The organism is Kitasatospora sp. NPDC057223, assembly GCF_042669755.1.
Classification (GTDB): Bacteria; Actinomycetota; Actinomycetes; order Streptomycetales; family Streptomycetaceae; genus Kitasatospora.
The window spans coordinates 21,127-35,826 of sequence record NZ_JBHUWW010000059.1 but is presented as its reverse complement, the minus strand read 5'-3'; the positions used below and the strand labels follow the sequence as shown (position 1 = coordinate 35,826).

The following is a 14,700-nucleotide window of genomic DNA, read 5'->3' as shown; positions in this document are numbered from 1 at the left end:
GCCTCGTTCCGGTTGATGCGGCCGTCATGGCATCGACCGCGACCTCGGCATGGACTGATGCCGGCGCGGGACTTCACGCAGGTTGTCGACCCGCCACGGAACGGCCGAAGACCCACATCACCATCCGTCGCCGTTGCAACGGCGACGGCCGCGGTGACCGGCGACGGCTGCAATGACCGGCGGCCTCGCGGAGCCGGGCCTCGACGGAGAGCCCGACCCGGTCACTCCGGGGCAGACACGCGCAACGGGACTTGCGAGTGCCTGCCCGGCGGAAGGTCGACAAGTCGACAGACAGGCAGACCGGTAGGTCGGCAGTTTCGACGGTCCGTCGACAGGGCCGGCGTAGGTACGCAGCACCAACATCCAGAGTTCGACAACGAATCGGGAGATGGACATGAGACGACCAGTCGCCCTGCGCCTCCGTGCGGCACTCGCCACGACCGCCCTGGCGGCCGCGACCGGTGCGGTCGTGGCGATGCCCTCGGCATCGGCAGCAGTGACCGGCAGCGCCACCGGCTACGCGTCCCAGAACGGTGGGACCACCGGCGGTGCGGGAGGGCAGACCGTGCGTGCCACCACGGGGACCGCGATCCATGCGGCCCTGTGCGGCCGGGCCAGCGCCAGCACCCCGATCACGATCGAGGTCGAGGGCACCATCAACCACGCCAATACCGACAAGGTGTCGGGCGCCAGCTGCAACACCGCTGCGGGCGTCATCGAGCTCAAGCAGATCAGCAACGTCACGATCGTCGGCGTCGGCAGCGGCGCCGTCTTCGACCAACTGGGCATCCACATCCGCCAGTCGAGCAACATCATCATCCAGAACGTGACCGTCAAGAACGTCAAGAAGTCGGGCTCGCCGATCTCCAACGGTGGTGACGCCATCGGCATGGAGACCGACGTCCGCAACATCTGGGTCGACCACGCCAGCCTGGAGGCGTCGGGCGGGGAGTCGGCGGGATTCGACGGGCTCTTCGACATGAAGGACAACACCCAGTACGTGACGCTGTCCTACAGCACCCTGCGCAACTCCGGCCGAGGCGGCCTCATCGGATCCAGTGAGACGGAGCTCTCGAACAACTACATCACCTTCCACCACAACCTGTACGAGAACATCGACTCCCGCGCACCCCTGCTGCGTGGCGGCACCGCCCACATCTACAACAACTACTACGTGAAGCTCAACGAGTCCGGGATCAACTCCCGGGCCGGAGCCCACGCCAGGGTGGACAACAACTACTTCAAGGACTCCAAGGACGTCCTGGGCACCTTCTACACCAGCGCAGCCGGCTACTGGCAGGTCGCCGGCAACATCTTCGACAACGTGACCTGGTCGAGCCCCGGCACCGACAACAACCCCGCCGGTCCCGACGTGAAGTCCACCGCCACGGTCAGCATCCCCTACTCCTTCAGCCTCGATGCGGCCGGCTGCGTGCCGGACATCGTGAGCCAGACCGCAGGGGCCAACAAGGGACTGAAGGTGTCGAACGGCAACTGCACGCCGCAGACGCCGTCACCGAACCCGACCACCCCCACCGCCACCCCGACCGCCACCCCGACCACCCCCACGTCCTCCCCGACCCAGCCCAGCGGCACCAACCTCAGCATCGGCGCCGGTGCCGACGGCTCCAGCAAGGCCAGCGGGACGAGCTACGGCAACGTGAAGGACGGCAACCTGAGCACCTTCTGGTCGCCGGCCGGCTCCACCGGTTCCGTCTCGGTCAAGTGGTCCTCCCCCACCGCCGTGGCGAGCATCATCATCCGGGAGGCAGCAGGCTCCGCAGGCAGCATCGGCTCCTGGAGGGTCCTCAACGGTGACACCGGCGCGGTCCTGACGTCCGGCAGCGGTGCGGGCGCCATCGCCGTCCCCCGCACCTCGCTGAGCAAGATCACCTTCGAGATCACCAGCTCGACCGGAACGCCGAAGATCGCCGAGTTCGAGACGTACGCGGGCTAGCGGCACGGTCCCGCCGCCCGGGACCGTGCATCGTCCGAACCCGCCGTGCCAGAAGCAACGGCCACGGCCGCTGCGGGTGGATCGCAGAACGGCCGGAGGTCCTGGTAGCTCCACTGCCAGGGCTTCCGGCCTACGCTGCGACGGGCGCAGCCGACTCGACAACCGCACGTCCGGCGAGCGGGATCGGGGATCGGACCGCTCGCGCGGACTCCCGGCATCTGCTCGATGGCCTGACGGGCTGCTCGGCCTCAGCGGACGGGCGAGGCTCTCACGGGCCGCGGTCATGCAGGCGGCCTGGTGCTCCTCCAGGTGCTCGTCGACTTCGGTCCGGCAGGCTCGTTCTCGTATCTCAGCAGGTCAAGAGGCTTTCGCACCAGGGCATTTCGCGGACCGCAGCTCCTGCTGCGCGTTGGGTCAGCGGCACATCACGGGCCACCGCCCTCACCGTGTCGAATCCCGGGCGGGGCCGAGGCCGCAGGACCGTGGGTCTGTCCTCCACCGCCTCCCAGCACCCGCGCGCGTGCCGAGAAAACCGTTCTCGGCCGGTCAGGCCGTGGAGCGGCAGGGAGCGGCAGGAAAGGCCGTCGTATCAGACCCGGCAGCAGGACTCACCCGGATGACCGTCGATCGCAGCCAACAGGTCCCGAGCTGCTGCCCGCACCGCAGGATCACTGGCGTGGGCGAGCTGGCCCGCTGTCGCCCGGCGGCCCAGCACCGCCTGGTGAGCGGCCAGTTGTACCCTCGGCTGCGGCGGGTTGCCGCGTTCGAGGATCGTCCGCAGCAACTCGATCACCCCGGCCCGGGGCTTCACGGTCTCGGTGACCGCGAGGTCCCACAGGAAGGGGACGGTGGCGACAGTCGCGTCGAAGACGGCCAACTCACCGACCCACAGGGCGAGATCGCTCAGTGCCGCCTCACTCGTACGGGCGTCGCCCCAGGCAATCCGCGACAGCAAGCCGGGAACGCCGGTCGCAGATCCGTAGGCATGCTGCAACTCGTGCCAGCGCACGCGGTGTACGCCCTTGAGAATCGTCCCCACTCAAGCACTCCAGTCCGATCGTGGGACCCCATGGCCCGGTCGGACTCATTTCACCGCACAGGCCGACCGCCGTGCCTGCGAGTCCGGGTCGGCACGTCGCACGGGAGCCCTCGGATCCCAGCGGAGCCCCGCCGGCAGCAATTCAACACCTGCCGCCCGAACGAACTCGTCACCACCCCGTGCAGAACTCCCGCGGATCCGTCATCGTCAGGATCGGGAAGCACCGTCGACGCGACGTGAGAAGCGCCGTCATACCGACGGCGCTTCGTCCATGGAGTTGCGTCGGCAGGGTTCAGGAACGCGCCGGCCTTGAAGCTGGCGCCTGTCAGGCGGCACGAGTGGGTGCGTCGGTTCCGTGTCCGTCCGGGAACCTGACCGCATCGGACCGCAGCGGTCGGGTACGGCCGGCGTGGTTCCGGCATGGTTGACAGCGAAAGGAGGCCTTGTGATCTCGGCACTCAACCGGCTTGTCGATCTCGTCGAGGAGCATCTCGCCGGGGAGCTCGACATCAACGCACTGGCAGGGGAGCTCGGCACGACCGAATACCACCTGCGCCGGATGTTCTCGTCGTTGGCCGGCATGCCGCTGTCGGAGTACGTGCGCCGGCGCCGCATGACCGTCGCCACTGCCGACGTCATCCGCGGCGAGGGCGATCTGCTGAGCATCGCCGTCCGGTACGGATACGGCTCGACCGAGGCGTTCGGGCGCGCATTCCGCGCCGTCCACGGCGCCGGCCCCCGTGACGTGCGCCGCGACGGAGGCCCCCTGCGCACACAACCACGGCTCAGGATCCGCCTGACCGTAGAAGGGAGCACCCCCATGGACACCCGCCTCGTCGACCGCCCCGCGTTCCGCCTGGTCGGACACGCCGCCCGGGTTCCGCTCATCCACCACGGCGTCAACCCGCACATCCAGCAGCACATCGCCGCGCTGCCGCAGGAGGAGCATCTACGGCTGAAGGCCCTCAGCGGCACCGAACCGGGGGGCCTGCTGCAGGTCTGCGACGACCTGGACCCGGACGGAACGGAGGGGAGCGAACTCACCTACCTGCACGGGGTCGCGGTCTCCCGGGATGCCCCGGCCCCCGACGATCTCGACGCCATCGAGGTACCGCCCGGCCGGTGGGCGGTGTTCCGCACCGACGGACCGCATCCGCAGGCCCTGCAGACGACCTGGGCCGCGACCGCGACGCAGTGGTTTCCCTCCAACCCGTGGCGTCTGCGTCCTGGCCCCTCGATCGTCGCGGTCCTCGACCGCGCGGACGACTTCAGCACCGCGACCTGCGAACTGTGGCTACCCGTCGAACCGGCATGACGGACTGCGCTCACACGGCCGACCCAGTCCGCCGAGCGGCCCGTTCGACCTGGCCTGGCCCCCGCTCGACGAACAGGTGGACCGGTTCCTGGTGAAACTGGTCGGAGTGGCGGCCGCAGAAACGTGACGGCGAAGCCGCAGGGGCCCGGCGCGGCAGCGTGACGACGAAGCTGGCAGGCGGCCCGCCGCCCGCTCCGACGGAGGGTCTATTCGGTTGCGGACGTAGCCGATGGCTTGGCACTGTTCGAGGCATCGCCCGTGTCCGGGTCCTGAACCGAGGAGGCACCCTCGTGGCTGTCGTTCCGGAACGTCGTCTGGCCCTCCTCGGTGGCGGCTTCTCCACCGAGGACGACGGCCTCCTCGACGACTGGGTGCTCGACCAGGTACGCACTCCTCGGCCCAAGGTGTGCTTCGTTCCGACAGCCAGTGGTGACGCTCCCGCCTACGTGGAGCGGTTCCTCGCGGCGTTCCGGTCACGTCCGTGCGAGCCCGGTGTCCTGCACCTGTTCCGGCGGGAGCTCGATGACGATGCCCTCCGAAGTTTCCTGCTCTCCCAGGACGTCGTCTACGTAGGCGGGGGCAACACCGCAAACCTGCTGGCGGTCTGGCGTGCGCACGGTGTGGACCGACTACTGCGCGAGGCCTTCGACCGGGGCACCCTGTTGTGCGGAATCAGCGCAGGCGCCAACTGCTGGGCCGAGGGCTCGCACACCGACTCCTTCGGACCGCTGACCCACCTCCCCGACGGATTGAGCCTCCTGCCGGGATCGGTCTGCCCCCACTACGACAGCGAGTCGGGCCGTCGATCGTCCTACCGGGCGGCCGTGGCAACCCGCGCACTCCCGGCCGGCTGGGCTGTGGAGGACGGCGTCGGCGCACTCTTCACCAACGGTCGGCTGACGGACTCGGTGACTCGTACACCGCAGGCCCGTCTGTACCGGATGGCACCGGACGGGAACGACTCGGTCGAGGAACAAGCCCTGCCATGCCGTCTGCTCGCCGCGGCGCACCAGCCCTCTGCGCCCGCGTGAACCGGTGATCCCTGTCCTCGGGCGACTCCCTGCCGGTGTTGGAGCAGCTGCACCACTCCTCGGCCGCAGAACTGACCTTCGCCCACCCGGACGAGATCCTCGGCATGTTGCGTGAGCTGTGCCCGTACCCGGCCGACGGCTGTCTGCCGGTATGGATCCGCAACCTCGCCTACCGGCTGGTGCTCCTCCAGCGGCCCGACGATCCGGCGCTGATGCGTGAGGCGGCGAGCAGTCTCCGGCTGCACGGCCCCGACTGGGACCACACCGCCGGGGACCTCGAAAGGCGGGCCGACGCTCTGGAAATCGCGCGACCGGCCGTGCAGGCCGACGACTACTGCTGATCCACGACCGCCCGGGGCCCCGCTGACGCCGTTCAGGCGCGCAGTGAACGCCGCCTGCGGGCCGACCGCGCGACGTTGGTCAGGGCCTTCAGCGGCGGGCCCGGGTCAGGATGTCGCCGGCCGGGCGTCCTTGGAGGTGAGCACCGTGGAGCAGCGGGCGAGCAGGGCGACCAGTTGTGCGCGTTCGGCCTCGTCGAACTCTGCGACGAGTTGCTGTTCGATCGCGGTGGCGGCGGCGTCGGCCAGGTCGAGGGTCTTCTTGCCCTCCTCGGTCAGCCGGGTCTCCAGGACGTTGCGGTGCCAGGGGTGCGAGGTGCGTTCGACCAGGCCCTTCGTCTCCAGGTTGGTGAGGATGGTGCTCATCGTCTGCGGGGTGACCATGCAGCCCCGGGCCAGTGCGGCGCCCGAGATTCCGGCCTGGCCGTCGAGCAGGAGCAGCGCGCTGTACTGCGGCACGGTCAGCCCGCTGGGCTTGAGTGCGGCGTGTTTGAGGGCCATCAGCTCCTGCTCCACCCGCTTGACGTGGTACCCGAGGCGCTCATCCGCTGGCATTCGCATACCCGGATGTTATCCCGCCTCGGATTTTTAGACGTGCCCTGACAATCATCAAGGCTTGTACAGATGTAAGAGCTCTGACTATTGTCTGTGCCGTGGCGACGGGGAGACCGTCGTCGAGGGCCGCGACACCGCGCGCCGTCGCAGGTCCGCACGGACCGACGGGCGGGCGGCCGCGACGGAACCGGGGAGGGGGCTCTCGTGCCCGCAACGACAGAAGCCGCAGTGACGGAGCACGACGACGTCGGCGGGAGAGCGGTCGGCACCGGGCGGGCCCGGGTGCGGATGGCACGGCGGCAGCGCGGGATCCTGCTGCTCCTGCTCGGTTCGCAGTTCATGCTCGCCGTCGACTTCTCGATCCTGAACGTCGCCATCCCGGTGATCGGGGCCGGACTGGGCTTCACCCTGGACAGCCTGCAGTGGATCGCCACCGCGTTCGCCGTCACAGCGGCCGGATTCACCCTCCTCTTCGGCCGGGTCGCCGACCTCGTCGGCCGACGCCGGATCTTCCTGGCCGGTATCGGCCTGCTCACAGCCGCCTCCCTGCTCGGCGGACTCGCCGGCTCCCCGCAGATCCTCATCGCCGCGCGGGTGCTGCAGGGCCTGGCCACCGCGATGGCGGCCCCCGCCGCGCTCTCCCTTCTGACCACCGCGTTCCCCGAGGGGCCGCTCCGCGCCAGGGCGCTCGGGCTCAACGGGGCGCTGCTCTCGACCGGTTTCACCATCGGCGCGGTCCTCGGCGGCCTGCTCGCCGACCTGCTGAGCTGGCGCTGGGCGTTCCTGATCAACCTCCCGGTGGGGCTGGCGATACTCTGCCTCACTCCGCTGCTGATCGGCGAGAGCCGTGGAGTCCGGGGCAGCAGGCTGGACGTTCCCGGCGCGATCACGGTCAGCGCCGGACTCATCGCGCTGGTCTACGGGGTGTCGGCGGCCGGACACCGGAGTTGGACGGACCCGACCGCGCTCGTCGCGATGGCCGCCGGGGCGGCCCTGCTGACACTCTTCTGGCAGATCGAACTGCGGGCCGCGGCCCCGCTGGCCCCGGTCAGGATCCTGCGCAGGCCCACGGTCGTCTGGGGCAACTTCGGCGGCTTCGTCACCTTCTCGATGGAGAGTGCGGCCGTCTTCCTGATGACCCTCTACCTGCAGCAGGTACTCGGCTTCTCGCCGCTCGCCACCGGCGTCTCCTTCGCCGCCCTGGGCATCGCCGCCTTCCTCGGCGGCCTCTGCGCGCCCCGGCTGATCGCCCGCCGGGGCAGCCGGTCCACTCTTCTCGCGGCCCTCGTCGTACAGTGCGGCGCGACCGTCGTCCTGCTCCTGGCCGGCCAGGAGCAGGCTGGTCTGCTGCTCGTCCTCGCCGCCCTGGCCGTCGGCGGCTTCGGCCACCTCTGCGCGATCGTCGGCTACCTGGTGACCGCCACCTCCGGCCTCCCCGACAGCGAGCAGGGGCTCGCCACAGGGCTCACCGCGCTGACCCAGCAGGTCGCCATCGCGATCGGCACCCCGCTCATGAGCGCCGTCGCCACCGCCCGCATCCACTCGCAGGCCGCCACCCACACGGCGGGCGAGGCCGTGCTCGGGGGCGTGCGCCTCGCGCTCCTGGCCGATGCCGGGATCGTCGCGGTCGGGGCCCTCCTGATCGCCGTCTTCCTGCGCCCTGCCTCCGGCCCGCCCGCCGCTCCGCACCGCTGACCAACTGCGCCCCCACTCTCGCAAGACCACCCGACCCGCCTCCGAAAGGTTCGATCAGCCATGACCGTCGCCACCGCCACCCCCGTCACCGGGACCGTCACCACCACCCTCGGCTCGGGCCCCAGCACCGTCGAGTACCTGGTCTCCGGCACCGGGCCCGGAGTGCTCCTCGTCCACGGCACCGGCGCCGACGCGCTCACCAACTGGGCGCCGCTGACGGAGGCGATCGCCGACCGCTTCACCGTCGTCGCGGTGAACCTCTCCGGTGCCGGCGCGACCACCGACAGCGGTGCCCCGCTGACCGTCGACGACCTGGCGGGCCAGGCGATCGCCGCCGCCGGGGCCGCCGGCCTGACCGACTACCACATCGTCGGACACTCGCTCGGCGCGGTCGTGGGCACCGCCGTCGCCGCCCGGCGCCCGGAGGCGGCCCGCTCGCTCGTCACCCACGGCGGCTGGGTCACCACCGACCCGCGCTCCGCCTTCCAGTTCGACCTCTGGGGCCGGCTCCTCCGCACCGACAAGGACCTGCTCGCCCGCCTCCTCCAGCTCACCGTCTTCAGCCAGGAAGCTCTGGCCTCGCTCGACACGGACGGCCTCCGGGCGGCCGCCGAGGGTTTCACCGCGATGCTGGACGAGCGGATCGACCGGCAGGTGGACCTCGACGCCCGGGTCGACATCTCCGCCCTGCTCCCCGCCGTGCAGGCCCCCACCCTGGTCATCGCCAGTACCGACGACCAGATCGTCCCCATCGCCCACCAGCGGGCCCTCGCCGCCGGAATCACCGGCGCCGAGTACGTCGAAGTCCGGGGCGGCCACGCCCTGCCGTTCGAGAACCCGGTGCTCTTCGCGGACACCATCGCCGGCTTCCTCGACAGGCAGCAGCACACCCACCGCGCGTGACCCGACGGGGCGGGCGGCGCAGCAGCGGGAGCGGGCACAGCGCGACCGGGCTCGCCCGGCAACTGACCTGCCCTCATGCGGAATCGGGGTTAATTGCCTGGCGGTGCGGCGGACAACGGTGTCACCATTCAGGCGCTCGTCGCCCCACCGGCCGGATCGGGTCCCACCGCGCTGTCGTCGCGCACCGGCCGGGAGTTCCCCTGGAGCGGCCGTGGCGGAAGCACCGGCGGTCGACCAGGAGGAACGATGTCAGGCACCCAGGCCCGGGGCACCGGCGCCCGCGATCCGCACGTCGAGGAGACGGCATGACCGCGGATGCGGGTCCGGTGCCGCTCCCGACGAAGCGGTGGGTGATACCCGCGCTGGTCGGATACTCCTTCTCCCAGGCGCCGGCCGTGGCCACCCTGACCGCGATCACCGCCGTCCTCGCCGGCGCGGCCCCGGTCGGCATCACGGTCGCGGTCGGCGAGCTGGTGGACGGGCTGACCGCGGCGATCGGCCACGGCCCGGGCACCCCGGCGGCACGGGAGTGCTACCGGTGGGTGGCCCTCGTCGCCGTGCTCTTCCTCCTCACCCACCTCGCCGAGTCGGCGCGGACGGCTCTGGGCCGGGCCCTCGGCCGCCGGGTCACCGGCCGGCTCAGCGAGCGGGTGATGACGGCCGCCTCCGAGCCGGCGACCGTCGGCCACCTGGAGGACCCGGCCTACCTCGGCCGGATCGGCCGGGCCCGGGGCGACGGAACCATCGACATGCCTCCCGGGGAAGCCGTCTTCGGTTTCTCCACCAGGGCCTCGCTGTGGGTGACCAGCATCGGCTCCGCGGTACTGCTCACCGGAGTCACCCGGGGGCTGGGACTGATCGTCCTCGCCGTCTTCGTCGTGATCCACTCCCGGCTGGTCCGGAACTACCGGGCAGCCGTCGTCGAGACCGTGAACCAGACGACGAAGCTCCGCCGCACGTCCTACCTGCGCGACGTGCCGACCACGCCGGGCGCGGCCCGGGAGGTACGCCTCTTCGGCCTCGCCGCCCACTTCCGCGATGCGTACCGGTCGCAGTGGCAGGCGAACATGACGGAGGTCTGGCGGCGCCGGCGCGATCACGACCTGTTCGTCGTCGTGGTGGTCGCGGTCACCGGCGTCACCGTCGCCTCGGCCTTCTACTACCTGGCGTACCGGGCCGCCTCCGGAAGTACGACGGTGGGTGATCTGGCGATCGGCGGCCTGGCCGTCCAGGCGCTCCTGCAGACACTCCGGGCGGACGACGACGACCTCCGCATGGGTTTCGGCTCGAAGGCCGCCGCCGAGGCGTTCGCCTTCCCGGTGGTGGCGACGCCCGTCGGGCCGGGCGAGGAGGCCTGGCGGGCGCCGGTCGCGGCCATCTCCTGCGCGGGCCTGCGCTTCCGCTACGGCGGCACCGGCGACGAGGTCCTGCACGGCATCGACCTCACCGTTCCCGCGGGTCAGTCGCTCGCCGTCGTCGGTCTCAACGGCGCCGGCAAGACCACACTGGCCCGGCTCATCGCCGGCCTGGACACTCCGAGCGGGGGCGCCGTGCGCGTCGGGGGCACCCCGATCGGGGACACCAACCGCCGGAGCTGGCAGCGCCAGGTCGTCGCCGTCTTCCAGGACTTCGGCCGCTACGAGCTGACGGTGCGGGACAACATCGCCTTCGGCTCCCTCGACCGGGCGGACGACGAGGACGGCCTGCGCGAGGTGGCGCACCGGGTAGGGCTGCTGAAGTTCATCGAGGGCCTTCCGCACGGCTGGGACACGGTGCTGTCCGGCGGGTACGCGGGCGGGGTCGACGCGTCGGGCGGCGAGTGGCAGCGCATCGCCATCGCCCGGGCCCTGTTCGGCCTGCGGCACGGCGCGCAGGTCCTGATCATGGACGAGCCGGCCGCGAGCCTGGACGCCCGTGCCGAGGCCCAGCTCTACGACGCGTTCCACGAGCTCACCGCAGGTGCGACCACCATCGCCATCTCGCACCGGTTCGCGACCGTGCGCAAGGCGGAGCGCGTGGTCGTGCTGGATCACGGCCGGATCGTCGAGGACGGCACGCACCAGGAGCTGATCACTGCCGACGGCCGGTACGCCGAGCTGTTCCGCTTGCAGGCAAAGCGTTTCGAGGAGGCACCGTCTTGATCAGCGCCCTGCGCTTCGTCATCACGATCGGCCCCCGGACCGACCGCGTCCGGTCCCTGCTCGTGGTGGCGGTGGCGATTCTCGAACAGGCCACCGGGGTCGGCCTCGCGCTCCTGCTCGGACTGCTCAGCGACGCGGCGGGCCGGCATTCGACCGGTGGCGTGACAGTGCTCGCGCTGTGGGTCGCGGCCTTCGTGATGCTCACCCAGGGCACCTTCATCGCCGGCTACTTCACCCGGCTTCGCCTGCAGGAGGAGATCCAGCACGAAGTCGAGCGCCGGTTCATCGACGTGGTGGGCACGACGCCGACGCTGGAGATCCACGAGCGTGCGAGCCGGTCCGACAGGGCGGCGGCGGTCCGCGGCGGGCGGGGCGACATCGGGCCGGCCTTCGACCGTCTGCTGTGGCTGGCCGGAGCCGCGCTGGCCCTGACGGCCTCGGCCGTGCTGATGGCCCGGGTCTCTCCCGTCCTCGCCGTACTCCCGCTCTTCGCCGTCCCGACGGTGCTGGCCACCCGGGCGGCGGACCGGAGGCGCGGTGGGGCGATGGAACGCGCAAGGCCGCGCATCCGGCTGGCCGGCCACCTGTTCACGCTCGCCACCACGGCCGCACCCGGGCGCGAGACCCGCCTCTTCGGCCTGGCGGGCGAACTGCGGCGCAGGCACCGCGCGGAGTGGGACTCCGCCGGCCGGGACATCGCCCGGACCGACCTGCTGTCCCGGGTACCGGTCGCACTGGCCTGGTTCCTCTTCGTACTGGCGTACGCGGCCGCCATCGTCCTGATGGTGCGGACCGGGCTGGCCGGCGACGCCTCGCCGGGCATCGTCGTCACGGCCGTCGCCGTCGCCAGCCAGATCACCGGGCAGGTGCAGAGCCTGTTGAACCTGACCTTCTGGACCCTGGAGTCGCTTCGGGCGACCCGGGCGTTCCTCGACGTCGTCCAGGAGGCCGCCGCGGAACGGGCCGCCGTCCTGCCGGCCGCCACGGTGCAGGTGCCGGCCCGGCTGAACGGCGGCATCGTGGTGCAGGGTCTCGGCTTCCGCTACTGGAACCGCGAGAAGCCCACGCTGAACGGCATCGACCTCGAACTCCCGGCCGGCGCCGTGGTGGCCCTGGTCGGCGAGAACGGCGCGGGCAAGTCGACGTTCGTCCAGGTGCTCAGCGGTCTCTACCGGCCCGGCGAAGGACGCATCCTGGTGGACGGCACCGATCTCGCGCGGTTCGCGCCGGAGGACTGGCGCTCCCGGATCACGGCGGCCTTCCAGGACCCGGTGCACATCGAGATGTCCCTCGGGGACACGATCGGACTGGGGCAGCTCGACCACCGTGACGACCCGCAGCGGATCCTCGAAGCACTGCGGACAGCCGGCGGCGAGAAGCTCCTCGCCGCACTGCCCGACGGGCTGGAAACGCGGCTCGGGCGAGAATCGTGGGACGGCGAGGGACTGTCGGGCGGCCAGTGGCAGACGGTCGCCAACGCCCGGGCGGCCATGCGGCAGGCACCGCTGCTGCGCATCCTGGACGAACCCACCGCCAGTCTCGACGCACGGGCCGAGGAATGGCTGTTCCAGCAGTACGCCGATCTGAACCGTCTGGAGGGCGGCGTGACCCTCCTGGTCACGCACCGCCTCACGACCGCCCGGGCAGCTGATCTCATCGTCGTCCTGGACGGCGGCCGGGTCGCCGAGGTCGGCACCCACGACTCGCTGAGCCGGGCCGACGGACTCTACGCCGAGCTGTACCGGCTGCAGGCCCGGTACTTCGTCTGACCTCGGCCGGAATCCGGAGAGCGCCACCGACCAGAGACCAGGGACGACGGACCACGGACCACGGACCACGGACCACCGGGCGAGGTCCTCCGGGATCCCGCCGAACGCCGTGTTGTCGTGCAGGTCAGATATCTCCCCGCAGCCCACGGGTCGACCCGGCGCAGCGCGTGGAGCCGGTCTCCGGCCTCGACCGCGAACCATGTCTCCCAGGGCTACGCTCACGCCGCGATCGTCTCCGCCAACGGGACGGGCACGGCGGCCGCCGCCGGGAGACCCGTGTGGCGTGTGTACGCGGAAGTGCCTCCTGCTGGAACGACAGAAGCTTGGTCAAGCTCTGTCGTCCCAGGTCAGAAGGCACTTCCGCCGTTCAGCTCAGGAGCTGGAGGCTACCTCCGGGCGGGCCCGGTGGTCAGTGTCCGATGCGGGCGAAAGGCACCCGGAAGGTGTCGTAGTCGTCCTTCTCGTGGGAGGTGGAGCTGTCCGGGCCGTACGGCTCGGTCGCGGTGTCGAGGACGGTCGGGTCCTGGGGCAGGGAGCCGATGGCCGACTGGCCGAAGGTGGAGATGAGCATGATGCCCAGGCCCCGGCTCTCCAGGGTGGCCCGGTCGATGCCGAGCGACTGGAGCGGGATCTTCATCTCGTAGGTGGTGTCCTGGGCCGGGCTGTGGCCCGCCGCGAGCAGGTTCTGGTAGCGGGAGGCGTCGGCCAGGTTGGCGGGCACGTAGCCGGCGTTGCCGGTGGCCTTGATGCCGGTGACCTCGCTGGCGGCCAGGCCGTCGGCGTACTTGTAGGAGATGCCCGCGGCCGCGAACTGCTGGACGTTGGCGGGATCGTAGTCGAAGGCGCCGGCCGAGTTCAGGCTGAAGAGCGCGGGCTGGCCGACCCCGGGCTTGCTGGAGAAGTTGGCGATGTGGTCGACCTCGTTGCGGGCGAAGGAGGTGCGCAGGCCCCAGGGGCCGCTCACGCTGCCCCCGACCAGGCCGTTGCTGCCCTTGGCCGGGTCGACGTCCAGGGCGATGGACTGGGGGATGTCGCCCTGGTAGGGCTTGCCGTTGTCACTGATGGGGTACCCCTGGGCGGGGTCGGTCACGTCCGTGACGTTGGTGAACTGCCACATCAGGTACAGGTTGGCGTCGTCCCAGCCCGCGGAGAGGGAGTACAGGTCGTAGACCGGTCCCTCGTGGCTGCCGCGGAAGATGCGGGGGTCGTCGTTGGCGACTCCCTGGGCCACGATCATGTCCTTGGTCCACTCGGTGGGCTTGCCGTCCACCGTGATGGTCGCCGCCTTGCCGAGCTGTCCGCCGGGGTTGGTGGCGTAGTACGGTCCGCCGGCAGCGGGGCCCGGGTCCGGCGTGGTGGTCGCGGTCGGGGTCGCCGTCGGCGTGGTGGTCGGGGTCACGGTGGGCGTCGCGGTGGGGGTCACCGTGGGCGTCACCGTCGGGGTCGGGGTCGCGGTCGGAGTGGGTGCGGGGCAGGGGTCGCCGCTGCCGACGACGCCGTCCTTGACGGTGATGTTGCCGGTGCCCAGGGCGTAGTTGCGGCCACTGTTGTTGTCCCAGGTGCCGGAACCGTTGTTGAACGTCGCGGCCAGGCCGGTGGCCGTGCCCAGGTCGACGGTCTTCTTCACCCAGCCGGTGCAGGCCGCGGTCATCGCGACACCGGGCACCGTCGTCCAGGCACCACCGGTCGGGGCGTAGTGCAGGTTGTAGGCGGCCCAGTTCTTGTTGGTGCTGTAGAACACGGTCGTGGGGGGAGCGGGGAGGCAGGGGTCGCCGCTGCCGACGACGCCGTCCTTGACGGTGATGTTGCCGGTGCCCAGGGCGTAGTTGCGGCCACTGTTGTTGTCCCAGGTACCGGAGCCGTTGTTGAACGTCGCGGCCAGGCCGGTGGCCGTGCCCAGGTCGACGGTCTTCTTCACCCAGCCGGTGCAGGCCGCGGTCATCGCGACACCGGGCAC

At 71.0% G+C, this 14,700-nt stretch carries 11 protein-coding genes; 8 read left to right on the top strand and 3 right to left on the bottom strand.

Annotation, left to right across the window (positions count from 1 at the left end; all coding sequences use genetic code 11):
* Nucleotides 1-394: 394 nt before the first annotated feature.
* Nucleotides 395-1,957 carry a polysaccharide lyase family 1 protein gene (locus ACFUK0_RS21295; RefSeq protein WP_380252448.1) on the top strand — a complete coding sequence of 521 codons (1,563 nt, stop codon included), beginning with the start codon at nucleotides 395-397 and terminating at the stop codon, nucleotides 1,955-1,957.
* Nucleotides 1,958-2,546: 589 nt separating this feature from the next.
* Here the strand turns inward: ACFUK0_RS21295 and ACFUK0_RS21290 are convergent.
* The gene (locus ACFUK0_RS21290; RefSeq protein ID WP_380252446.1) at nucleotides 2,547-2,996 is read right to left on the bottom strand and encodes a hypothetical protein; all 450 of its coding nucleotides are present in this window, start codon (nucleotides 2,994-2,996) and stop codon (nucleotides 2,547-2,549) included.
* Nucleotides 2,997-3,441: 445 nt separating this feature from the next.
* Here ACFUK0_RS21290 and ACFUK0_RS21285 point away from each other — a divergent pair, with 445 nt between their 5' ends.
* From ACFUK0_RS21285 to ACFUK0_RS21275, 3 genes are all read left to right on the top strand, one after another.
* Nucleotides 3,442-4,311, top strand: a complete 870-nt coding sequence (locus ACFUK0_RS21285) for a GyrI-like domain-containing protein (protein WP_380252476.1) — start codon at nucleotides 3,442-3,444, stop codon at nucleotides 4,309-4,311.
* A gap of 290 nt (nucleotides 4,312-4,601) precedes the next feature.
* The gene (locus tag ACFUK0_RS21280; protein WP_380252444.1) at nucleotides 4,602-5,342 is read left to right on the top strand and encodes a Type 1 glutamine amidotransferase-like domain-containing protein; all 741 of its coding nucleotides are present in this window, start codon (nucleotides 4,602-4,604) and stop codon (nucleotides 5,340-5,342) included.
* 35 nt (nucleotides 5,343-5,377) lie between these two features.
* The gene (locus ACFUK0_RS21275; protein WP_380252442.1) at nucleotides 5,378-5,683 is read left to right on the top strand and encodes a hypothetical protein; all 306 of its coding nucleotides are present in this window, start codon (nucleotides 5,378-5,380) and stop codon (nucleotides 5,681-5,683) included.
* A gap of 105 nt (nucleotides 5,684-5,788) precedes the next feature.
* On the opposite strand, the gene ACFUK0_RS21270 is transcribed toward ACFUK0_RS21275, so the two are convergent.
* Entirely contained in the window at nucleotides 5,789-6,241 is a 453-nt protein-coding gene (locus ACFUK0_RS21270) for a MarR family winged helix-turn-helix transcriptional regulator (RefSeq protein ID WP_380252440.1), read from the bottom strand.
* Nucleotides 6,242-6,523: 282 nt separating this feature from the next.
* Between ACFUK0_RS21270 and ACFUK0_RS21265 the strand changes: the two genes are divergently transcribed.
* The 4 genes from ACFUK0_RS21265 (at nucleotide 6,524) to ACFUK0_RS21250 (ending at nucleotide 12,743) form a co-directional block, all read left to right on the top strand.
* Nucleotides 6,524-7,930, top strand: a complete 1,407-nt coding sequence (locus tag ACFUK0_RS21265) for an MFS transporter (RefSeq protein ID WP_380252474.1) — start codon at nucleotides 6,524-6,526, stop codon at nucleotides 7,928-7,930.
* A gap of 60 nt (nucleotides 7,931-7,990) precedes the next feature.
* Nucleotides 7,991-8,833 (top strand): alpha/beta fold hydrolase, encoded by an 843-nt coding sequence (locus tag ACFUK0_RS21260; protein ID WP_380252438.1) that lies wholly within the window; start codon nucleotides 7,991-7,993, stop codon nucleotides 8,831-8,833.
* A 305-nt stretch (nucleotides 8,834-9,138) separates the two neighbouring features.
* A complete protein-coding gene (locus ACFUK0_RS21255; protein ID WP_380252436.1) occupies nucleotides 9,139-10,974 on the top strand; it encodes an ABC transporter ATP-binding protein in 1,836 nt (611 codons plus the stop codon).
* Nucleotides 10,971-12,743 carry an ABC transporter ATP-binding protein gene (locus ACFUK0_RS21250; protein WP_380252434.1) on the top strand — a complete coding sequence of 591 codons (1,773 nt, stop codon included), beginning with the start codon at nucleotides 10,971-10,973 and terminating at the stop codon, nucleotides 12,741-12,743. The genes ACFUK0_RS21255 and ACFUK0_RS21250 overlap by 4 nt, the downstream gene beginning before the upstream one ends.
* Before the next feature lie 409 nt (nucleotides 12,744-13,152).
* On the opposite strand, the gene ACFUK0_RS21245 is transcribed toward ACFUK0_RS21250, so the two are convergent.
* On the bottom strand, nucleotides 13,153-14,700 hold a 1,548-nt coding region (locus tag ACFUK0_RS21245; RefSeq protein ID WP_380252432.1), incomplete at its 5' end, for a carbohydrate binding domain-containing protein.